Below are 18,769 nucleotides of genomic sequence, written 5' to 3'. Positions count from 1 at the left end.
AGCAGAGCCTCTGATGTAGCAAAGACCTTCCTTGAACATTTTATGGGATCTGTATCTACAGACGGATATACGGTTTACAGGATGTTCGACGGAGAAGACTCAAAGGTGCTTCATATAGGATGCTGGACACACTGCAGGAGGCTGTGGGTCGATGCCTTGCCATCAGACAGAACTGCGATGGATATAATAGACCCTATCGGTGATATGTTCAGAAATGAAGACTTGTTCCGCACAATGAAACTCAGCGGTGAGCAGATTAAGGAAAAAAGACTTAAGCTTACGAGACCTATTCTTGAACGTATCCATCATAAGGTGGTCATGATGATGCAGGATACCAAACTCATGGCAAACGAACTGATGAGAAAGGCTGTGAACTATACGATAAACCAGTGGAAATCCCTGAAAAATATCCTCAAGGACGGTTCTGCGGAAATATCGAACAACCTCTGTGAGCAAAGGATGAAACCTGTAAAGCTGCTGCTCAAGAACTGTATGAACATAGGCAGTGAGGATGCAGCAGGAAACTCGGCATTCATCTTTTCTCTGATAGAAAGCTGCAAGCTTAATGATATAGCCCCTCAGGATTACCTGAAGCACTTGTTTGAATGTATTCTTCATGGTAAGGACTGCGACAAGAAGGTCCTTCTGCCATGTTTTTATAAATCGGAATGTTAAAACTAAACTATTTTCTTGCGGACATTTTTATTTTATCGGCTGAAAAACAGCCGATAAAATTGTCGTGGCGGAAAATAGAATGGTTACCACTTATTAAAGCTGGCATTTAATTCCATGTATATCAATAAGTTCTTGATGACTCAATAAGTTTCATCGGACAGTGATGAAAAAATACTGAAAACCAGTCTATCGAATATGATTACTAGATACTAATAGCAATAAGAGAAAAAACTCAATATATTTTCAATAACATGACTGATTCTCATATCCTCCCATAAAAGGTTTTAGAAAAATATAGCATGATATACACAAAATCGAGTAGGAGGAAAACGAAGTAGTTTTCTTCCTACTTTCGTTTTCCGACCTCTCACACCACCGTACGTGCCGTTCGGCATACGGCGGTTCTTTACTATGGATGCCTTTCGTATTCTTCGAAAGACACTTCCACGACATCTTCTTCAACCATCCATTTGTAGGTCTGCGCTCCTTTATACCCTTCGGATTCCGTCCTATCTCTTTAAAGGTAGCCCAATACTCTGTTTTGGTTTTATGCATTCGTTCCAACAAACGGTAGTTTTCAGTTATGCCGTTTAAATAAAGTTTGGTCCTTCCCTAATAGGCATACATGCCTTGGGTACTACGACCTCTGCTGACTTCTCACGGCAAGCTTTACTCCATCATGGTACTTCGAATCATTCATCCTCACCATATGTCCGTGAGACATCCTCGGATAAGGGTATTAACTTTCAATCTTATGTCTGCTCCATTTACACTAACCGTCCCGAATAGCTATAGGGCTTTAGTTTGTTTCGCAACCTTACCCACGGTCATATGCCTTATATGAAGTTTCTGTTCGTCAGACCAGATGTTTGCCGCCAGCTTCTTTCAGATTCCAACTCGCGATGGACACCCTTGCTTTTGGCTGTATGATTCCCGCTATTAGGGCTCATTGGGGACTTGCACCCGTTAGCTAATACTCATGCCGACGAAAAAAGCCGAAGTTCAAATGAACTCCGGCTTTTATTATATATAGCGTTTACAGAATTATTCAGCTTTAGGGGCTTCCTCTGTAGTAGCTTCTGCAGTTGCTTCAGCAGCAGGTGCTTCAGTTGCAGCAGATTTTTTAGAACGACGAGTACGAGTAGCTTTCTTAGCAGCTGTCTTAGCCATGTTCTCATTGTAGTCTACCAATTCGATGAAACACATTTCTGCGTTATCACCCAAACGGTGACCAGTCTTGATAATACGAGTGTAACCACCCGGACGATCTGCAACCTTTACAGAGATTTCTTTGAACAGTTCAGTAACAGCGAACTTATCTTGCAAGTTGCTAAATACAACACGACGAGAATTTGTTGTGTCTTCTTTAGACTTTGTAATCAGAGGCTCAACGAACTTTTTCAAAGCTTTAGCCTTCGCAACAGTCGTAGTGATTCTTTTGTGCTTGATCAAAGAACATGCCATATTTGACAACATTGCATTTCTATGAGAAGCAGTACGACCTAAATGGTTGAATTTCTTATTATGTCTCATTTTTTATTCTTTATCTAATTTATACTTAGAAATATCTGTTCCAAACGACAGATTCAGACTCTCGAGCAAATCATCAAGCTCAGTGAGCGATTTCTTACCGAAGTTACGGAACTTCAACAGATCTGTCTTATTGAACTGAACCAAGTCACCAAGTGTTTCTACATCGGCAGCCTTCAAACAGTTCAAGGCACGAACTGACAAGTCCATATCAACCAATTTGGTCTTCAGCAACTGACGCATGTGCAATACTTCTTCATCGAATTCTTCATTACCATCTGCATCTGAAGTTTCAAGAGTAATCTTTTCATCAGAGAACAACATGAAGTGATAAATCAATATTTTAGCAGCTTCTTTCAGTGCTTCCTTCGGGTGAATGGAACCATCCGTAGTAATTTCCAGAACCAACTTTTCATAGTCAGTTTTCTGTTCTACACGGTAGTTTTCTACCGCATATTTCACATTACGAATCGGAGTGTAAATAGAATCAATAGGAATTACATTCACATCGGTGCAGTATTCACGGTTTTCGTCAGCCGGAACATAACCACGACCTTTGTTGATTGTAAGATCTATCTGCATAGTTGCTTTTGAATCTAAATGGCAAATAACTAATTCAGGATTTAACACTTCAAATCCGGTCAAATACTTACCAATATCACCTGCCTTAAATTCAGTAGAATTCTCAACGGTAATGCTTACCTTTTCATTTTCGAATTCCTCAACTATTTGCTTGAATCGAACTTGCTTCAGATTCAAGATAATGTTAGTGACATCTTCCTTTACTCCCGGAACAGTTGCAAATTCGTGCTCAACACCTTCGATATGGATAGTGTTGATAGCATAACCTTCCAATGAAGAGAGAAGAATACGGCGTAAAGCATTACCTACGGTAATACCGAAACCGGGTTCAAGCGGACGGAATTCGAATTTTCCGAATTTAGAATCCGCTTCCAACATTAATACTTTATCAGGTTTTTGAAATGCTAATATCGCCATGAAATTAATTATTATTTAGAGTACAATTCAACGATTAAGTGTTCTTTTATGTTTTCAGGAATGTCTGCTCTTTCAGGCTTGTGCAACAACTTACCAGTCTTAGAGTTTTCATCCCATTCCAACCAAGGATATTTGCTGTGATTGAATCCAGCCAATGAGTTAGCAACAACTTCCAAAGACTTAGATTTTTCACGAACACCTACCAGCTGTCCAGGTTTTACAGAGTATGAAGGAATGTTTACAACCTGACCATCTACTGTAATGTGTTTGTGACCAACCAACTGACGAGCTGCAGCACGTGTAGGAGCAATACCCAAACGGAACACTACGTTATCAAGACGACATTCAAGGCTCTGCAACAAGATTTCACCGGTAATACCGTTCATACTTGCAGCCTTTTCAAACATGTTACGGAACTGTTTTTCCAAAACTCCGTAAGTATATTTTGCTTTCTGTTTTTCAGCCAGCATGACACCATATTCTGATGTTTTTCTACGGCGAGTATTACCATGCTGTCCGGGAGGATAGTTTTTCTTAGATAAAACTTTATCTGCTCCAAAGATTGCTTCACCGAATTTACGTGCAATTCTAGTTTTTGGTCCAGTATATCTAGCCATTTTCTTACTTTTAAATTTAATTGTTATTAATGAACTTAATTTGTTGCAGCCGCGATTACAGAAAGGAATTGCAATCCATTATTTAACAAAATCAAGTTACATCTAAATAGGTTATCTTTATTATACTCTTCTTCTCTTAGGAGGACGACAACCGTTGTGAGGCAATGGAGTTACGTCGATAATTTCAGTAACTTCAATTCCAGCTCCATGTACAGTTCTGATAGCAGACTCACGTCCGTTTCCAGGACCCTTAACGTAAGCTTTTACCTTTCTCAGGCCAAGATCGTACGCTACTTTAGCGCAATCTTGAGCAGCCATCTGTGCTGCATAAGGAGTATTCTTCTTAGAACCTCTAAATCCCATCTTACCTGCAGAAGACCAAGAAATAATCTGACCTTCGCTGTTTGCCAAAGAAACGATAATGTTGTTGAATGATGAATGTACATGCAACTGTCCATTAGCATCAACTTTCACATTTCTTTTTTTAGCTGCGACTGTTTTTTTTGCCATATTAACAATTATTATTTAGTAGCTTTTTTCTTATTTGCAACAGTTTTCTTTCTTCCCTTACGTGTACGAGCATTATTCTTTGTGCTCTGACCTCTTACGGGCAGACCTAAACGGTGACGAACACCACGATAGCAACCAATATCCATTAATCGCTTAATGTTCAACTGGATTTCTGAACGAAGATCACCTTCTACTTTATATTCAGCACCGATAATTTCACGAATCTTAGCAGCCTGATCATCAGTCCAATCCTTAACCTTCAGGTCACGATCAACACCTGCCTTGTCCAAAATCTTTGCTGAACTACTGCGTCCGATACCATATACGTATGTCAACGCAATCTCACCTCTCTTATTCTGAGGCAAATCTACACCAACTATTCTTATAGCCATATACTAAATTATTTTTTTTGCAAAAATAATAAATTATCCTTGACGTTGTTTATACTTAGGATTTTTCTTGTTAATAACATACAAACGGCCATTACGTCTTACGATCTTACATTCCGGCGTACGTTTCTTTAATGATGCTCTTACTTTCATATCTTATTTTCTTTTATTTATATCTAAAAACGATTCTTCCTTTGGACAAATCATAGGGTGACATCTCTACCCTTACCTTATCCCCCGGTAATATTTTAATGTAATGCATTCTCATTTTGCCGGAAATATGAGCAGTAATCTCATGTCCGTTTTCCAGCTCAACACGAAACATTGCATTTGACAATGCTTCAACGATCACTCCATCTTGTTCAATTGCGGATTGCTTTGCCATATTAAATTGCTTTATCTCCTAAAACTTGCTCTATAAATTCAAACGATGATAAAATATCTGCTTTATCCAAGCCTATCGCAACAGTGTGCTCAAAATGAGCAGCACATTTACGATCTCTTGTTCTGATAGTCCAACGATCACTTTCCATTACAATCTGACGACTTCCCTGAGTTATCATGGGCTCAATAGCAATACACATTCCTTTTTTTAACAAGGTTCCTGTGCCTCTTTTGCCATAATTAGGAACTTGAGGTTGTTCATGCATCTCCTTACCTATCCCATGACCTACGAACTCACGAACTACTTCATACGATTGGGCTTCACAATGTTGCTGAATTGCATATCCAATATCACCTAAACGCTTTCCATGAACAGCATTTTCAATCCCCTTATACAAAGCCTCTTTTGTAGTTTTCAAAAGGGCTACAATTTCGGAATCAACTTCTCCTACACAAAAAGTATAAGCAGAATCTCCACAATAGCCGTTCATATAAGTTCCACAGTCGACAGAAACAATATCACCTTCTTTTAAAGGAATATCATTAGGAATACCATGCACAACTTGTTCATTAACGGAAGTACATAATGTACCAGGAAATGGAGGTCCATATGGATTAGGGAAACCTTTAAAAGTGGGAATTGCCCCATGATCTCTAATAAATTCTTCCGCAACTTTATCAAGTTGTTTTGTTGTCACTCCAGGCTTTATCAATTTTGCCACTTCAGCCAGAGTCCTCCCCACAAGGAGATTACTCTGACGAAGCAACTCTATCTCATCATCTGTCTTAAGAAATATCATTCTGACTTTATTTAATAAGCAGCAACATTTCCAGAACGTCCTTTAATTCTTCCTGAGCTAAGCAAGCCATCGTAATGACGCATTAACAAATGACTTTCTACCTGCTGAAGAGTGTCAAGAACAACACCCACAAGAATCAACAAAGAAGTTCCACCAAAGAACTGTGCAAATTCAGCTTGAACTCCAAATACCCCTGCAAAAGCTGGCAATATAGCAACGATAGCTAAGAAAAGAGATCCAGGCAATGTAATACGAGACATTATGGTGTCAATATAATCTGCAGTACTCTTTCCCGGTTTGATACCTGGAATAAAGCCGTTATTTCTCTTCATATCCTCAGCCATCTGAGTCGGATTAATCGTAATTGCAGTATAGAACCAGGTAAATACAATAATCAAAATTGCAAATACCAAATTATACCAGAAACTAGTATGGTCTACAAAAGCACGAGCAATACCACTTGCAGAAGCTACATTTGAGAATCCAACAATTGTAATAGGGATAAACATGATTGCCTGAGCAAAGATGATCGGCATTACATTTGCAGCATTTACCTTCAAAGGAATATACTGTCTAGCACCACCATATTGTTTATTTCCTACAATACGTTTAGCATATTGTACGGGCACTTTGCGAACACCTTGTACCAAAAGTATAGCAGCAGCTATAACTAATATCAACATAACAATTTCCAACAGGAACATGATGATACCACCAGCACCCGGTGAAGCAAGACGGGAAACAAATTCACCTGAAAAAGCTTGAGGAAGACGAGCAATGATACCAATCATAATGATCAAAGAAATACCATTACCAATACCCTTGTCTGTAATTCTTTCTCCAAGCCACAAGATAAACATACTTCCAGCAGCCAAAATGATGGTAGAAGTAATAATAAAGAAAGTCCAATCTAATGAAGCATTAAGAGCCGGACCTGCCTGCATTTTCAAGTTGATCAAATAAGAAGGTGCTTGGAATATCAAAATAAAAATAGTCAGGATACGAGTATACTGATTGATTTTACGACGTCCACTTTCACCCTCGCGCTGTAATTTCTGGAAGTAAGGAACTGCAATCGCCAACAACTGAATCACGATGGATGCAGAGATATACGGCATGATTCCCAATGCAAAAATTGAAGCATTGGAGAAAGCTCCACCAGAGAACATGTTCAACAAAGCAAGAAGACCTTCACTCGTTTGTTCATGCAACTTTGACAGCATATCAGGGTTGATACCTGGAAGAACCACATACGAACCGAATCTGTAGATTGCAACAAACAATATAGTAATGAGGATCCGCTGTCTCAGATCCTCAATATTCCATATGTTCTTTAATGTTTCAATAGATTTTCTCATTGAATCAGAGTTTTACTGCATTACCACCAACGGCTTCGATTGCAGCTACTGCACTCTTAGAGAAAGCATTTGCTTCTACATCGAGTTTAGTAGTTAAACTACCGTTACCAAGAACTTTCACTAACTGATTAGAAGAAATAAAACCAGCTTCAATCAAGTCATTAACACTAACTTTAGACAGGTTCTTAGCTTCAGCCAATTTCTGAATAGTATCAAGGTTAATAGCTTTATATTCTACACGGTTAATATTCTTAAAACCAAATTTCGGAACACGACGCTGAAGAGGCATCTGACCACCTTCAAAACCGATCTTCTTAGAATAACCAGATCTTGATTTTGCTCCTTTATGTCCTCTTGTTGAAGTACCTCCCAAACCAGAACCAGCACCACGACCAATTCTCTTTCTAGTTTTGACAGAACCTTCTGCTGGACGTAAATTATTTAAATTCATATTGTAAAATCCTTTATTATTAACAATATATTACTTAACGATTGCAACCAGGTGTTTTACCTTTTCAATCATACCCAGAATTGAAGGAGTTTCTTCGTGTTCAACCACACGATTCAATTTACGAAGTCCCAGTGCATCCAATGTTTTTTTCTGATCTGCAGGAGCACCAATTCTACTCTTTATTTGTTTAATCTTAATAGTTGACATGTTTATCCTCCTTATCCTCTAAATACTTTTTCCATACTTACACCTCTGTTTTGGGCTACCATGCGAGCATCTCTCATTTCGCTCAAAGCCAAGATTGTAGCTTTAACTAGGTTGTGTGGGTTAGAAGAACCTTTTGATTTAGCCAAAACGTCTGTTACACCAACACTTTCCAAAACAGCACGCATTGCGCCACCAGCTACAACTCCTGTACCGGTTGATGCAGGCTTAATAAAAACTTCTGCACCGCCAAATTTAGCAGACTGTTCGTGAGGAACAGTTCCTTTTAATACAGGAACACGAGTCAGATTTTTCTTTGCGGCTTCTACACCTTTTGCAATTGCTGCTGTAACTTCACCAGCTTTTCCAAGGCCCCAACCGATAATTCCATCTTCATTACCAACTACAACAATAGCAGAGAAGCTGAAAGTTCTACCACCTTTTGTAACTTTAGTAACGCGGTTGATTGCAACCAGTCTATCTTTTAATTCTATATCGTTAGTGATCTTAACTCTATTATTAACTGCCATAATTCATTAAAATTTAAGTCCACCGTTACGAGCAGCATCAGCTACTTCTTTTACTCTCCCATGATACAAGTAACCATTACGGTCGAATACGACAGTCGTAATACCAGCTTCTTGAGCTTTCTTAGCGATCAGTTCACCAACTTTAGCAGCTTGTTCTTTCTTTGGCATTGGTTCCATACCCAAAGAAGAAGCAGCAGCCAATGTTCTACCGCTCAAATCGTCGATAACTTGGACATATATCTGCTTGTTACTTCTAAACACACTCATACGCGGACGTTCAGCTGTACCTGAAATCTTGTTGCGTACTCTATATTTGATCTTGATTCGTCTTTCTATTTTTGTTGTCATAATTGTACGATTTTATGTGAATTACTTAGCACCAGCTGACTTACCAGACTTTCTACGAATTTCTTCACCAACAAACTTAATACCTTTTCCTTTATAAGGTTCAGGCTTACGGAAAGAGCGTATTTTTGAACAAACCTGACCGAGCAACTGTTTGTCACAAGATTCCAATATAATAAGAGGGTTCTTATTTCTTTCAGATTTAGTTTCAACCTTGATTTCAGGAGGCAACTGCATAAAGATGTTATGAGTATAACCTAAAGCGAAATCAATGATATTACCATTGTTTGATGCACGGTAACCAACACCGACAAGTTCCAACTCCTTCTTATAACCTTCAGAAACACCAACAACCATGTTATGTATCAAAGCACGATACAAACCATGGAACGCATGACGCTGTTTGAGGTTATCAAGCATAGCGTTTTCATTTTCTTTCAACACCACGTGACCGTCTGCAATTTCTACTTCAATAGCAGGATTTACAAACTGACTCAACTCACCTTTCGGACCTTTAACGTTTACTACGTTATCCTTCAGAGTAACTGTTACTCCAGCAGGAATACTAACGGGCAATTTACCTATTCTTGACATAGTTTATATCCTCCTACATTAATATACATAACAAAGAACTTCACCACCGATTTTCAATGCAGCAGCTTCCTTGTCTGTCATCACACCTTTGGAAGTAGATATAATAGCAATACCTAATCCATTAATAACTCTCGGCATGTCTTTGTAGCCGGTATACTTACGCATACCCGGAGTAGATACTCTTTCAAGTTTTTTGATAGCGTTAACTTTGTTAACAGCATCATACTTCAAAGCAACCTTGATAGTTCCTTGAGGACCATCTTTTACAAATTTGTAGTTCAGAATGTAACCTTTGTCAAACAGAATCTTAGTAATTTCTTTTTTCAAGTTTGAAGCAGGTACTTCTACAACTCTGTGCTTAGCACTAATTGCATTTCTCAATCTTGTGAGATAATCTGCGATTGGATCTGTCATAAAAATAAATTGTTAAATTAATCAGGACTACCCTGACAATATTTAATAATAAAAAAATTTACCAGCTTGCTTTCTTAACGCCCGGGATTAAACCGTTTGATGCCATTTCACGGAACTGAATACGTGAAATACCGAACTGACGCATATATCCTTTAGGACGACCAGTCAGTTTACAACGGTTGTGCAAGCGAATAGGATTGGAATTCTTAGGCAGTGCCTGCAATTTCTGTGCAGCTTCAAAAGCTTCAGCAGGATCACCAGTATTAACAATCTTCTTCAACGCAGCACGTTTCTCAGCATATTTGGCTACCAGTTTGGCTCTTCTTACTTCACGAGCCTTCATTGATTCTTTTGCCATATCTTATCAATCTTTTTTAGCGTTTTTAAACGGTAAACCGAATTCCTTCAACAAAGCATAACCTTCTTCGTCTGTTTGAGCAGAGGTTACAAAGGTAATATTCATTCCGAGAATTTTAGTAATACTATCGATATTTATTTCAGGGAAAATGATTTGTTCCTGAATACCCAAAGTATAATTACCTCTTCCGTCCAACTTGCTTTCGATACCTTTGAAGTCACGGATACGTGGCAAAGCTACACGAACAAGCTTTTCAAGGAATTCATACATTCTTTCACGACGTAAAGTTACCATTACACCGATAGGCATTTTTTTACGCAACTTAAAGTTTGCGATATCTTTACGAGAAACAGTTGCAACAGCTTTCTGACCGGTAATTGCTGTCAGTTCATTGATAGCAACATCGATAATTTTCTTATCAGCTACAGCCATACCCAAACCCTGACTGATAACAATCTTCTTCAGCTTAGGAATCTGCATAGATGAAGTATACTGGAACTGATTCTTCAACGCAGGAGCAATGCGCTCTGCATATTCTTTCTTAAGGCTAGCAGTATTACTCATTATTTAATCTCCTCTCCTGATTTTTTAGCATAACGAACAAATGTTCTTCCATCAGAACTTTCTCTTCTACCAACACGTGTCGGTTTACCTGTCTTAGGATCAACCGGATTCAGGTTAGAGATGTGAATAGGTGCTTCCTGCTTCACAATACCACCCTGAGGATTCTTTGCATTAGGTTTAGTGCTCTTTGATACCATGTTGATACCTTCAACCAGTGCACGTCCTTCTTTAACAAGAACTTTCAACACGCGGCCAGTTTTACCCTTGTCTTCACCAGAGTTTACGTAAACTGTATCGCCTTTTTTAATATGTAATTTACTCATTACTTAAATCTTTTACAAAATTAAAGTACTTCAGGTGCAAGTGAAACAACTTTCATATTTGCATTACGCAATTCTCTCGCAACCGGGCCAAAAATACGACTTCCTCTAATTTCACCTGCGTTATTCAGCAATACGCAAGCATTGTCATCAAAACGAATATAAGAACCGTCAGCACGACGAATTTCTTTCTTTGTACGTACGATCAAGGCCTTAGATACTGCACCTTTTTTAATATCACTTGAGGGGATAACACTCTTTATTGAAACTACAATAACATCCCCAACAGAGGCATAACGTCTCTTTGTACCGCCTAATACGCGGATACAAAGAGCTTCTTTAGCACCACTGTTGTCACATACTGTAAGTCTGGATTCTGCTTGTATCATAATTACTTAGCTCTTTCGATAATTTCAATCAATCTCCATCTCTTAGTTTTGCTCAAAGGACGAGTTTCCATAATACGAACAGTATCTCCGATTTGGCATTCATTCTTTTCGTCATGAGCATGGAATTTCTTCGTTTTAGAAACGAATTTACCATAAATAGGGTGTTTTTCCTTAAACTTAGCAGCAACAGTAATGGTCTTATCCATTTTATTGCTAACTACAACACCAGTTCTTTCTTTTCTTAAATTTCTAGCTTCCATGAGGACCATTATTATTTGTTAAGTTCTCTCTGACGCAATTCTGCTTTCATACGCGCAATTGTTCTGCGTAATTTCTTAATCTGTGCAGGATTTTCCAGCGGAGAGATCGAATGATTTAAAACCATTTGATTGTAATTGGCAACTTCAGTCTGAATTCTTTCTGCCAATTCGTTGGTAGCTATTTCTCTAATTTCTGCAATCTTCATATCAATTAAGCATTTTGACTTGCGTCGTAATCACGTCTAACAATAAACTTAGTTGTAACAGGAAGTTTCTGTGCTGCAAGGCGCAAAGCTTCTTTAGCTACATCAAAAGAAACTCCTTCTACTTCGATCAAAATACGACCCGGAGTTACAGGAGCTACAAATCCTTCGGGAGAACCTTTACCTTTACCCATACGTACATCAGCAGGTTTACGAGTAATAGGTTTGTCCGGGAAAATACGGATCCAAATCTGACCCTGACGCTGCATATATCTTGTTACAGCAATACGAGCTGCTTCAATCTGACGTCCAGTAATCCACTTAGTCTGTAATGACTTGATACCAAATGTACCGAAAGCCAACTGGTGTCCTCTCTGGGCATTACCTTTAGCGCTACCTTTCTGCTGTCTTCTGAATTTTGTCTTTTTCGGTTGTAACATAATTCCTAAAATTCAAATTCGTTAGCGATTGTTGTTTTTCTTTCTACGGAAGTTCTTTCCTCCATTATTACCGTTTCCACCACGGTTGTTTTCCTTGCTCTGAGTGAAGTTAGGAGCTAACTCACGTTTACCATAAACTTCACCACGGCAAATCCATACTTTGATACCCAGCAAACCAACTTTTGTCAAAGCTTCAGCATGACAATAGTCAATATCTGCACGGAAAGTATGCAACGGAGTACGACCTTCCTTATACATTTCAGAACGTGCCATTTCAGCACCATTCAAACGACCTGAAATCAGTACCTTGATACCTTCAGCTCCCATACGCATTGTATTGGCAATAGCCATTTTAATAGCGCGGCGGTAAGCAATCTTACCTTCAACCTGGCGAGCGATATTATTAGCAACAATCACAGCGTCGAGTTCGGGTTTCTTCACTTCGAAGATATTAATCTGGATATCCTTATCGGTGATCTTCTTCAACTCTTCTTTCAACTTATCAACTTCCTGACCACCTTTACCAATGATAATACCTGGGCGAGCAGTACATACAGTAATTGTCACCAACTTCAGAGTACGTTCAATTACGATTCTTGAAACGCTGGCTTTTGCAAGTCTGGCATTCAGATATTTACGAATTTTGCTATCTTCCAATAAAGCATCACCATAATTCTTGCCACCGTACCAATTAGAATCCCATCCTCTGATAATTCCTAAACGGTTACTTATCGGATTAACTTTCTGTCCCATCTACTCTTAATTTTTATCATTAGTATTTTTAGAATCAACGAACAAAGTTACATGGTTTGAACGTTTACGAATTCTGTAACCTCTACCCTGTGGAGCCGGTCTCATTCTTTTCAGAGTAGCTCCTCCGTCAACAAAAATCTTAGTTACAAAAAGTTCACCATCTTCAGCTTTGCGTTCGTTTTTCTGTTCCCAGTTAGCAATAGCAGAGCGCAACAGTTTTTCCACTCTTGCAGAAGCTTCCTTAGAAGAAAACTTCAATACACCAAGTGCTCTATTAACCTCCATACCGCGAATCATATCAGCAACGAGACGCATTTTACGCGGAGAAGTAGGCACATTTTGCAATTTTGCAAAATACATGGTCTTAAGGGCTTCTTTTCTTTTTTCAGCCGATATTTTTTTTCTTGCTCCCATTATTTATTACTTTATTATTTCAATAAGTGTGTCCTGTTATTTTTTCTTGTTACCTGCATGACCACGGAAAGTACGAGTTGGAGCAAACTCTCCCAACTTATGACCAACCATGTTTTCAGTAACGTAAACAGGAATAAATTTGTTTCCGTTATGAACTGCAATTGTATGCCCTACAAAATCAGGCGAAATCATTGAAGCTCTAGCCCATGTTTTAACAACTGACTTCTTGCCGCTTTCATTCATAGCGAGCACTTTGTTTTCCAGTTTTACATTAATATATGGACCTTTTTTTAATGAACGACTCATAAATACTCAATTAATCAGTTGTTATTATTTTCTTCTTTCAATAATATACTTAGAAGACTGTTTCTTAGGTGCTCTTGTCTTCAAGCCCTTAGCATACAAGCCTGTACGTGATCTTGGGTGACCTCCTGACTGACGTCCTTCACCACCACCCATCGGGTGATCAACTGGGTTCATAACAACACCACGGTTGTGAGGACGACGACCCAACCAACGAGAACGTCCAGCCTTACCTGAAGCTTCCAAAGCATGGTCTGAATTACCAACACTACCAACTGTAGCTTTACAAGCACTTAAGATTTGTCTTACTTCACCTGAAGGCAACTTGATTACACAGTATTTACCTTCACGAGAAGTCAACTGAGCAAAATTACCAGCCGATCTTACCAATGCAGCACCTTGACCCGGACGCAACTCAATGTTATGAATTACAGTACCGACAGGGATGTTTTCAAGAGGAAGTGCGTTACCAATCTCAGGCGCCGCATTCGCTCCAGACATCAAAGTGCTACCAACTTGCAATCCATTAGGAGCAATAATATATCTTTTTTCACCATCAGCATAAAACAACAACGCGATACGAGCTGAACGGTTCGGATCGTATTCAATTGTTTTAACAACTGCTGGAACACCGTCTTTATTTCTCTTGAAATCAATAATACGGAATTTTCTCTTATGACCGCCACCGATATAGCGCATTGTCATTTTACCTACATGGTTACGACCACCAGTAGAACGCTTTCCATATACAAGAGATTTTTCTGGTACCGATGCAGTAATTTCTTCAAAAGTACCAATAATTTTGTGTCTCTGCCCCGGTGTTGTGGGCTTAAATTTACGTACTGCCATCTTTTATTTAAATATTGCTATAAAAATCAATAGTATCACCTTCTTTCAATGTAACGATAGCTTTTTTATAAGCATTAGTACGTCCATTGATAAGACCTGATTTAGTATAACGGCTCTTGTTCTTTCCTGCGTAACGGATAGTATTCACATCAACAACAGTTACGTTATACAAAGCCTCGATTTCGCTCTTAATTTCTAATTTGTTAGCTTCAGGACGAACAATAAATCCAAAGCGGTTGAACTTTTCAGATATTGCCGTCATTTTTTCTGTAACCAACGGTTTAATAATCATTCCCATATTACTTCAGCCTCCTTTAATTATTTAACTAAGGTTTCCTCGATAGCTTTCAATGCGCTCTCTGTAACAACAAGAGTTTCTGCGTTCAATACTGAGTAAGTATTCAGCGCAGAAGCAATTGCAAGATTTGTACGCTCTAAGTTACGAGCAGACAAATATACGTTTTTATTTGCTTCCGGCAAAACCATAAGCAGCTTTTTACCAGCTACTTTAAGATTATTCACAACATTTACGAATTCTTTAGTCTTAGGAGCTTCAAAAGTGAAGTCTTCTACTACTACGATATTGTTAGCCTGAGCCTTATATGCCAAAGCAGACTTACGAGCCAAAGTCTTTACTTTCTTGTTCAATTTGAACCAATAATCACGTGGCTTTGGACCAAATACACGAGCACCACCAACCAACAATGGAGAGTTGATATCACCACGACGTGCACCACCTCCACCTTTCTGACGGCCTAATTTACGAGTAGAACCACTGATTTCGCTTCTTTCTTTAGACTTATGAGTTCCCTGGCGCTGATTAGCCATGTACTGTTTTACGTCCAGATAGATAGCGTGATCATTCGGAGTGATTCCGAAGATAGCTTCATTCAAAGCAACCTTTCTTCCGGTATCTTCACCCTTAATATTTAATACGTTAACTTCCATTATTTCTCAATTATTACGATTGAACCTTTGCAACCCGGAACAGAACCTTTGATCAAAAGCAAGTTGTGTTCAGGAATTACCTTTAATACCTGTAAGTTGTGAGTAGTTACTCTGTCACCACCCATTTGACCACCCATGCGCATTCCTTTGAATACTTTTGCAGGGTAAGAACAAGCACCGATAGAACCCGGCTTACGAGCACGGTTGTGCTGACCGTGAGTAGTCTGACCTACACCACCAAATCCGTGACGTTTAACAACACCCTGGAAACCTTTACCTTTAGAAGTACCGATTACGTCTACATAGCTAGCATCGTTAAACAATTCTACAGTGATAGTATCACCTAAATTCAATTCTTCTGAGAAATCTTTGAACTCGGCCAAGTGTCTCTTTGGAGTTACTCCAGCTTTCTTAAAGTGACCCATCAACGGTTTTGTAGTATGCTTTTCCTTTTTGTCTTGGAAACCTACCTGAACAGCTGCATAGCCATCTTTTTCTACACTCTTAATCTGAGTAACTACACAAGGACCAGCTTCGATAACAGTGCATGGTACATTTTTACCATCAGCACTGAAAACGGATGTCATTCCGATTTTCTTTCCTAATAATCCTGGCATTTCAGTTAATTTTTAAATTTATTAAACTTTAATTTCTACTTCTACTCCACTTGGTAATTCCAATTTCATCAAAGCATCTACTGTCTTAGCAGTTGAGCTATAGATGTCGATCAGTCTTTTATAAGAAGACAATTCAAACTGTTCACGAGACTTTTTATTAACAAAAGTTGAACGGTTTACAGTAAACACACGTTTGTGAGTTGGCAATGGAATAGGACCGCTAACGATAGCGCCTGTAGCCTTCACAGTTCTCACAATCTTCTCAGCAGACTTGTCTACCAAATTGTGATCGTAAGATTTCAGTTTAATTCTAATTTTCTGACTCATTAGTAATAGTTAATTAATTATTATTTTTTAAGGTGAAGCATGAGGGCTAAGAGTCATTCGCTAGCCCTCATCAGCTTCAAGTTATTTCTGATTATACCAAATCTACGCGACCTTTAACTTCTTCCAATACAGTCTTAGCGATAGAGCTTGATACCTGAGCATGGTGATCATAAGTCATTGAAGAAGTTGCACGACCAGAAGTGATAGTACGCAAAGCTGTTACGTAACCAAACATTTCTGCCAGCGGAACCATAGCCTTCACGATACGAGCACCAGAACGGCTAGTTTCCATTCCTTCAACCTGACCACGACGCTTATTCAAGTCACCGATAACGTCACCCATGTTTTCTTCAGGAGTAACAACTTCCAACTTCATGATAGGTTCCATCAATACAGGACCTGCCTTAGCGCAAGCATTCTTATAAGCCTGAATAGCACAGATTTCGAAAGACAACTGGTCAGAGTCAACCGGGTGGAATGAACCATCTTTCAATACAACCTTCAATGAGTCAAGAGGGAATCCTGCCAACACACCATTCTTCATAGCAGTCTGGAAACCTTTCTGTACAGAAGGGATAAATTCCTTAGGCACGTTACCACCTTTAACTTCATCGATAAATTGCAATCCACCTTGTTTGAAGTCTTCATCAACCGGACCGATTGTCACAATGATATCAGCAAACTTACCACGACCACCAGACTGCTTCTTATAAACTTCACGCAATTCAACAGTCTTAGTAATAGCTTCCTTGTAGTTAACCTGAGGACGACCCTGGTTACATTCTACTTTGAATTCACGTTTCAAACGATCGATGATGATATCCAAGTGAAGCTCACCCATACCAGAGATAACTGTCTGACCTGTCTGTTCATCAGTTTTTACTGTAAATGTCGGGTCTTCTTCAGCCAGCTTAGCCAAACCGTTAGACAATTTATCCAAGTCTTTCTGAGTCTTAGGCTCTACTGCGATACCGATTACAGGTTCTGGGAAGTCCATAGATTCAAGAACGATCGGAGCTGTTTCATCACACAATGTATCACCAGTACGAATATCCTTGAAACCTACACCAGCACCAATATCACCAGCACTAATTACTTCAACAGGATTCTGTTTATTTGAGTGCATCTGGAACAAACGTGAAACGCGTTCTTTCTTTCCTGAACGAGAGTTGAAGATATAAGAACCTGCTTCAACCTTACCAGAATATACACGGAAGAAAGTCAGACGACCTACATATGGGTCAGTAGCAATCTTGAACGCCAAAGCAGAAGTCTTTTCATCTTCATCTGGCTTACGATCTTCTTCAGCTCCAGTAGATGGGTTAGTACCAATAATATTTGGAGTATCCAATGGAGAAGGCAAGAAAGCACATACATAATCCAGCAAAGTCTGTACACCCTTATTCTTGAATGAAGAGCCACACAGCATTGGAACGATTTCCATCTTCAATGTTCCGGCACGCAATGCACGCATGATTTCTTCCTCTGTAATAGTAGAAGGATCATCAAAATACTTTTCCATCAAAGCTTCGTCGAACTCAGCAACCTTTTCAAGCATCTTGTCTCTCCATTCCTGTGCTTCATCAACCAAGTTTGCAGGAATTTCTTCTACATCATAATCAGCACCCATTGTTTCATCGTGCCACAAGATAGCTTTCATCTTAACCAAGTCAACTACACCCTTAAAGTTTTCTTCAGAACCAATAGGGATAACTACCGGACATGGATTAGCACCTAAAACATCCTTCATCTGACGTACAACTTCAAAGAAGTCTGCACCAGAACGGTCCATTTTATTAACGTAACCGATACGAGGAACATTATACTTATCAGCCTGACGCCATACAGTTTCAGACTGCGGTTCAACACCACCAACTGCACAATATGCAGCAACAGCGCCATCCAATACACGCAATGAACGTTCAACCTCAGCAGTAAAGTCTACGTGTCCCGGAGTGTCAATCAAGTTAATTTTATACTTATTACCTGCATAGTTCCAGTAAGTAGTGGTAGCAGCTGAAGTAATAGTGATACCACGTTCCTGCTCCTGCTCCATCCAGTCCATAGTAGCAGCACCATCGTGCACCTCACCAATTTTGTGAGTCAGACCAGTGTAAAACAAGATACGTTCAGAAGTAGTTGTCTTACCAGCATCGATGTGCGCCATGATACCGATGTTACGGGTCAAATGCAAATCATGTTTAGCCATTTTATTTCCTAGTTA

Annotated in this window: 32 protein-coding genes and 1 pseudogene; 2 read left to right on the top strand and 31 right to left on the bottom strand. The window is 39.1% G+C overall.

What is annotated here, in order from left to right:
- Both BACCOP_RS06410 and BACCOP_RS21005 read left to right on the top strand, forming a co-directional pair.
- Positions 1-675, top strand: a 675-nt coding sequence (locus BACCOP_RS06410; RefSeq protein WP_007567393.1) for an IS66 family transposase, incomplete at its 5' end; no start/stop codon positions are given.
- Between the two features lie 312 nt (positions 676-987).
- Positions 988-1,464 (top strand): annotated as a pseudogene (locus BACCOP_RS21005) (hypothetical protein); the annotation flags it as partial.
- A gap of 255 nt (positions 1,465-1,719) precedes the next feature.
- Here BACCOP_RS21005 and rplQ read toward each other — a convergent pair.
- The 31 genes from rplQ to fusA form a co-directional block, all read right to left on the bottom strand.
- Complete coding sequence (gene rplQ, locus BACCOP_RS06400) at positions 1,720-2,208, bottom strand: 50S ribosomal protein L17 (protein WP_007567387.1); 489 nt, start codon at positions 2,206-2,208, stop codon at positions 1,720-1,722.
- A 3-nt stretch (positions 2,209-2,211) separates the two neighbouring features.
- Positions 2,212-3,204, bottom strand: coding sequence for a DNA-directed RNA polymerase subunit alpha (locus tag BACCOP_RS06395; RefSeq protein WP_007567386.1), 993 nt, complete (start codon positions 3,202-3,204; stop codon positions 2,212-2,214).
- 11 nt (positions 3,205-3,215) lie between these two features.
- A complete protein-coding gene (gene rpsD / locus BACCOP_RS06390; protein ID WP_007567384.1) occupies positions 3,216-3,821 on the bottom strand; it encodes a 30S ribosomal protein S4 in 606 nt (201 codons plus the stop codon).
- Between the two features lie 120 nt (positions 3,822-3,941).
- On the bottom strand, positions 3,942-4,331 hold the full coding sequence (gene rpsK, locus BACCOP_RS06385) for a 30S ribosomal protein S11 (RefSeq protein WP_007567382.1): 390 nt from the start codon (positions 4,329-4,331) through the stop codon (positions 3,942-3,944).
- Between the two features lie 11 nt (positions 4,332-4,342).
- A complete protein-coding gene (rpsM, locus tag BACCOP_RS06380; protein WP_007559362.1) occupies positions 4,343-4,723 on the bottom strand; it encodes a 30S ribosomal protein S13 in 381 nt (126 codons plus the stop codon).
- Between the two features lie 33 nt (positions 4,724-4,756).
- On the bottom strand, positions 4,757-4,873 hold the full coding sequence (gene ykgO / locus BACCOP_RS06375) for a type B 50S ribosomal protein L36 (RefSeq protein ID WP_002558051.1): 117 nt from the start codon (positions 4,871-4,873) through the stop codon (positions 4,757-4,759).
- A gap of 13 nt (positions 4,874-4,886) precedes the next feature.
- Entirely contained in the window at positions 4,887-5,105 is a 219-nt protein-coding gene (gene infA, locus BACCOP_RS06370) for a translation initiation factor IF-1 (protein ID WP_002558052.1), read from the bottom strand.
- Between the two features lies 1 nt (position 5,106).
- Positions 5,107-5,904: a type I methionyl aminopeptidase gene (gene map / locus BACCOP_RS06365; RefSeq protein WP_007567379.1), complete on the bottom strand. Its 798-nt coding sequence runs from the start codon at positions 5,902-5,904 to the stop codon at positions 5,107-5,109.
- 11 nt (positions 5,905-5,915) lie between these two features.
- Positions 5,916-7,262 carry a preprotein translocase subunit SecY gene (gene secY / locus BACCOP_RS06360; protein ID WP_007567376.1) on the bottom strand — a complete coding sequence of 449 codons (1,347 nt, stop codon included), beginning with the start codon at positions 7,260-7,262 and terminating at the stop codon, positions 5,916-5,918.
- Positions 7,263-7,266: 4 nt separating this feature from the next.
- Positions 7,267-7,713 (bottom strand): 50S ribosomal protein L15, encoded by a 447-nt coding sequence (gene rplO / locus BACCOP_RS06355; protein WP_007567375.1) that lies wholly within the window; start codon positions 7,711-7,713, stop codon positions 7,267-7,269.
- Positions 7,714-7,743: 30 nt separating this feature from the next.
- Positions 7,744-7,920: a 50S ribosomal protein L30 gene (rpmD, locus tag BACCOP_RS06350; RefSeq protein ID WP_007567373.1), complete on the bottom strand. Its 177-nt coding sequence runs from the start codon at positions 7,918-7,920 to the stop codon at positions 7,744-7,746.
- Positions 7,921-7,931: 11 nt separating this feature from the next.
- Complete coding sequence (gene rpsE / locus BACCOP_RS06345; RefSeq protein ID WP_007567371.1) at positions 7,932-8,447, bottom strand: 30S ribosomal protein S5; 516 nt, start codon at positions 8,445-8,447, stop codon at positions 7,932-7,934.
- A 6-nt stretch (positions 8,448-8,453) separates the two neighbouring features.
- The gene (rplR, locus tag BACCOP_RS06340; RefSeq protein ID WP_007567369.1) at positions 8,454-8,795 is read right to left on the bottom strand and encodes a 50S ribosomal protein L18; all 342 of its coding nucleotides are present in this window, start codon (positions 8,793-8,795) and stop codon (positions 8,454-8,456) included.
- 21 nt (positions 8,796-8,816) lie between these two features.
- Positions 8,817-9,386 carry a 50S ribosomal protein L6 gene (gene rplF, locus BACCOP_RS06335; RefSeq protein WP_007567367.1) on the bottom strand — a complete coding sequence of 190 codons (570 nt, stop codon included), beginning with the start codon at positions 9,384-9,386 and terminating at the stop codon, positions 8,817-8,819.
- Positions 9,387-9,404: 18 nt separating this feature from the next.
- The gene (rpsH, locus tag BACCOP_RS06330; RefSeq protein WP_007567365.1) at positions 9,405-9,800 is read right to left on the bottom strand and encodes a 30S ribosomal protein S8; all 396 of its coding nucleotides are present in this window, start codon (positions 9,798-9,800) and stop codon (positions 9,405-9,407) included.
- A gap of 58 nt (positions 9,801-9,858) precedes the next feature.
- Entirely contained in the window at positions 9,859-10,158 is a 300-nt protein-coding gene (gene rpsN / locus BACCOP_RS06325; protein ID WP_007567362.1) for a 30S ribosomal protein S14, read from the bottom strand.
- Positions 10,159-10,164: 6 nt separating this feature from the next.
- The gene (gene rplE / locus BACCOP_RS06320; protein ID WP_007567360.1) at positions 10,165-10,722 is read right to left on the bottom strand and encodes a 50S ribosomal protein L5; all 558 of its coding nucleotides are present in this window, start codon (positions 10,720-10,722) and stop codon (positions 10,165-10,167) included.
- The gene (gene rplX / locus BACCOP_RS06315; RefSeq protein WP_007559376.1) at positions 10,722-11,045 is read right to left on the bottom strand and encodes a 50S ribosomal protein L24; all 324 of its coding nucleotides are present in this window, start codon (positions 11,043-11,045) and stop codon (positions 10,722-10,724) included. The genes rplE and rplX overlap by 1 nt, the downstream gene beginning before the upstream one ends.
- 20 nt (positions 11,046-11,065) lie before the next feature.
- Positions 11,066-11,431, bottom strand: a complete 366-nt coding sequence (rplN, locus tag BACCOP_RS06310; RefSeq protein WP_007559377.1) for a 50S ribosomal protein L14 — start codon at positions 11,429-11,431, stop codon at positions 11,066-11,068.
- Positions 11,432-11,433: 2 nt separating this feature from the next.
- Positions 11,434-11,691: a 30S ribosomal protein S17 gene (rpsQ, locus tag BACCOP_RS06305; RefSeq protein WP_040311885.1), complete on the bottom strand. Its 258-nt coding sequence runs from the start codon at positions 11,689-11,691 to the stop codon at positions 11,434-11,436.
- Between the two features lie 11 nt (positions 11,692-11,702).
- Positions 11,703-11,897, bottom strand: a complete 195-nt coding sequence (gene rpmC / locus BACCOP_RS06300) for a 50S ribosomal protein L29 (RefSeq protein ID WP_007559379.1) — start codon at positions 11,895-11,897, stop codon at positions 11,703-11,705.
- Between the two features lie 5 nt (positions 11,898-11,902).
- Complete coding sequence (rplP, locus tag BACCOP_RS06295) at positions 11,903-12,334, bottom strand: 50S ribosomal protein L16 (protein ID WP_007567356.1); 432 nt, start codon at positions 12,332-12,334, stop codon at positions 11,903-11,905.
- Positions 12,335-12,355: 21 nt separating this feature from the next.
- Positions 12,356-13,087, bottom strand: a complete 732-nt coding sequence (gene rpsC / locus BACCOP_RS06290) for a 30S ribosomal protein S3 (protein ID WP_007567354.1) — start codon at positions 13,085-13,087, stop codon at positions 12,356-12,358.
- A gap of 6 nt (positions 13,088-13,093) precedes the next feature.
- A complete protein-coding gene (gene rplV, locus BACCOP_RS06285; protein ID WP_007567352.1) occupies positions 13,094-13,501 on the bottom strand; it encodes a 50S ribosomal protein L22 in 408 nt (135 codons plus the stop codon).
- A 36-nt stretch (positions 13,502-13,537) separates the two neighbouring features.
- On the bottom strand, positions 13,538-13,807 hold the full coding sequence (rpsS, locus tag BACCOP_RS06280) for a 30S ribosomal protein S19 (protein ID WP_007559385.1): 270 nt from the start codon (positions 13,805-13,807) through the stop codon (positions 13,538-13,540).
- Between the two features lie 24 nt (positions 13,808-13,831).
- The gene (rplB, locus tag BACCOP_RS06275) at positions 13,832-14,653 is read right to left on the bottom strand and encodes a 50S ribosomal protein L2 (protein WP_007567350.1); all 822 of its coding nucleotides are present in this window, start codon (positions 14,651-14,653) and stop codon (positions 13,832-13,834) included.
- A 7-nt stretch (positions 14,654-14,660) separates the two neighbouring features.
- Entirely contained in the window at positions 14,661-14,951 is a 291-nt protein-coding gene (gene rplW / locus BACCOP_RS06270) for a 50S ribosomal protein L23 (protein WP_007567348.1), read from the bottom strand.
- A gap of 20 nt (positions 14,952-14,971) precedes the next feature.
- Positions 14,972-15,601, bottom strand: a complete 630-nt coding sequence (gene rplD, locus BACCOP_RS06265) for a 50S ribosomal protein L4 (protein ID WP_007567346.1) — start codon at positions 15,599-15,601, stop codon at positions 14,972-14,974.
- Positions 15,601-16,218: a 50S ribosomal protein L3 gene (gene rplC, locus BACCOP_RS06260; RefSeq protein WP_007567344.1), complete on the bottom strand. Its 618-nt coding sequence runs from the start codon at positions 16,216-16,218 to the stop codon at positions 15,601-15,603. Before rplC ends, rplD begins: the two co-directional genes overlap by 1 nt.
- A 21-nt stretch (positions 16,219-16,239) precedes the next feature.
- Positions 16,240-16,545: a 30S ribosomal protein S10 gene (rpsJ, locus tag BACCOP_RS06255; protein ID WP_007567343.1), complete on the bottom strand. Its 306-nt coding sequence runs from the start codon at positions 16,543-16,545 to the stop codon at positions 16,240-16,242.
- A 91-nt stretch (positions 16,546-16,636) separates the two neighbouring features.
- Entirely contained in the window at positions 16,637-18,754 is a 2,118-nt protein-coding gene (fusA, locus tag BACCOP_RS06250; protein WP_007567341.1) for an elongation factor G, read from the bottom strand.
- Between the last annotated feature and the right edge of the window lie 15 nt (positions 18,755-18,769).

The sequence above is a fragment of the Phocaeicola coprocola DSM 17136 genome, assembly GCF_000154845.1.
GTDB classification, from domain to species: domain Bacteria; phylum Bacteroidota; class Bacteroidia; order Bacteroidales; family Bacteroidaceae; genus Phocaeicola; species Phocaeicola coprocola.
Note: the sequence above shows the minus strand (reverse complement) of the source record. Positions and strands in the feature narration are given on the sequence as shown.

Excerpts from the sequence above, each read along its gene's own strand:
- rpsC (WP_007567354.1), bottom strand. The coding sequence starts at position 13,087 with ATGGGACAGAAAGTTAATCCGATAAGTAACCGTTTAGGAATTATCAGA.
- rplX (WP_007559376.1), bottom strand. The coding sequence starts at position 11,045 with ATGAGTAAATTACATATTAAAAAAGGCGATACAGTTTACGTAAACTCT.
- map (WP_007567379.1), bottom strand. The coding sequence starts at position 5,904 with ATGATATTTCTTAAGACAGATGATGAGATAGAGTTGCTTCGTCAGAGT.
- infA (WP_002558052.1), bottom strand. The coding sequence starts at position 5,105 with ATGGCAAAGCAATCCGCAATTGAACAAGATGGAGTGATCGTTGAAGCA.
- rpsK (WP_007567382.1), bottom strand. The coding sequence starts at position 4,331 with ATGGCAAAAAAAACAGTCGCAGCTAAAAAAAGAAATGTGAAAGTTGAT.
- rpsE (WP_007567371.1), bottom strand. The coding sequence starts at position 8,447 with ATGGCAGTTAATAATAGAGTTAAGATCACTAACGATATAGAATTAAAA.
- rpsJ (WP_007567343.1), bottom strand. The coding sequence starts at position 16,545 with ATGAGTCAGAAAATTAGAATTAAACTGAAATCTTACGATCACAATTTG.
- rpsM (WP_007559362.1), bottom strand. The coding sequence starts at position 4,723 with ATGGCTATAAGAATAGTTGGTGTAGATTTGCCTCAGAATAAGAGAGGT.
- rplF (WP_007567367.1), bottom strand. The coding sequence starts at position 9,386 with ATGTCAAGAATAGGTAAATTGCCCGTTAGTATTCCTGCTGGAGTAACA.
- rplE (WP_007567360.1), bottom strand. The coding sequence starts at position 10,722 with ATGAGTAATACTGCTAGCCTTAAGAAAGAATATGCAGAGCGCATTGCT.
- rpsQ (WP_040311885.1), bottom strand. The coding sequence starts at position 11,691 with ATGGAAGCTAGAAATTTAAGAAAAGAAAGAACTGGTGTTGTAGTTAGC.
- BACCOP_RS06395 (WP_007567386.1), bottom strand. The coding sequence starts at position 3,204 with ATGGCGATATTAGCATTTCAAAAACCTGATAAAGTATTAATGTTGGAA.
- rplQ (WP_007567387.1), bottom strand. The coding sequence starts at position 2,208 with ATGAGACATAATAAGAAATTCAACCATTTAGGTCGTACTGCTTCTCAT.
- rpmD (WP_007567373.1), bottom strand. The coding sequence starts at position 7,920 with ATGTCAACTATTAAGATTAAACAAATAAAGAGTAGAATTGGTGCTCCT.
- rplW (WP_007567348.1), bottom strand. The coding sequence starts at position 14,951 with ATGGGAATGATTATTAAACCGTTGGTTACAGAAAAAATGACGGCAATA.
- rplV (WP_007567352.1), bottom strand. The coding sequence starts at position 13,501 with ATGGGAGCAAGAAAAAAAATATCGGCTGAAAAAAGAAAAGAAGCCCTT.
- rplB (WP_007567350.1), bottom strand. The coding sequence starts at position 14,653 with ATGGCAGTACGTAAATTTAAGCCCACAACACCGGGGCAGAGACACAAA.
- rplN (WP_007559377.1), bottom strand. The coding sequence starts at position 11,431 with ATGATACAAGCAGAATCCAGACTTACAGTATGTGACAACAGTGGTGCT.
- fusA (WP_007567341.1), bottom strand. The coding sequence starts at position 18,754 with ATGGCTAAACATGATTTGCATTTGACCCGTAACATCGGTATCATGGCG.
- rpmC (WP_007559379.1), bottom strand. The coding sequence starts at position 11,897 with ATGAAGATTGCAGAAATTAGAGAAATAGCTACCAACGAATTGGCAGAA.
- rpsD (WP_007567384.1), bottom strand. The coding sequence starts at position 3,821 with ATGGCTAGATATACTGGACCAAAAACTAGAATTGCACGTAAATTCGGT.
- rpsN (WP_007567362.1), bottom strand. The coding sequence starts at position 10,158 with ATGGCAAAAGAATCAATGAAGGCTCGTGAAGTAAGAAGAGCCAAACTG.
- secY (WP_007567376.1), bottom strand. The coding sequence starts at position 7,262 with ATGAGAAAATCTATTGAAACATTAAAGAACATATGGAATATTGAGGAT.
- rplP (WP_007567356.1), bottom strand. The coding sequence starts at position 12,334 with ATGTTACAACCGAAAAAGACAAAATTCAGAAGACAGCAGAAAGGTAGC.
- rpsH (WP_007567365.1), bottom strand. The coding sequence starts at position 9,800 with ATGACAGATCCAATCGCAGATTATCTCACAAGATTGAGAAATGCAATT.
- rplR (WP_007567369.1), bottom strand. The coding sequence starts at position 8,795 with ATGACAACAAAAATAGAAAGACGAATCAAGATCAAATATAGAGTACGC.
- rplO (WP_007567375.1), bottom strand. The coding sequence starts at position 7,713 with ATGAATTTAAATAATTTACGTCCAGCAGAAGGTTCTGTCAAAACTAGA.
- rplC (WP_007567344.1), bottom strand. The coding sequence starts at position 16,218 with ATGCCAGGATTATTAGGAAAGAAAATCGGAATGACATCCGTTTTCAGT.
- ykgO (WP_002558051.1), bottom strand. The coding sequence starts at position 4,873 with ATGAAAGTAAGAGCATCATTAAAGAAACGTACGCCGGAATGTAAGATC.
- rplD (WP_007567346.1), bottom strand. The coding sequence starts at position 15,601 with ATGGAAGTTAACGTATTAAATATTAAGGGTGAAGATACCGGAAGAAAG.
- rpsS (WP_007559385.1), bottom strand. The coding sequence starts at position 13,807 with ATGAGTCGTTCATTAAAAAAAGGTCCATATATTAATGTAAAACTGGAA.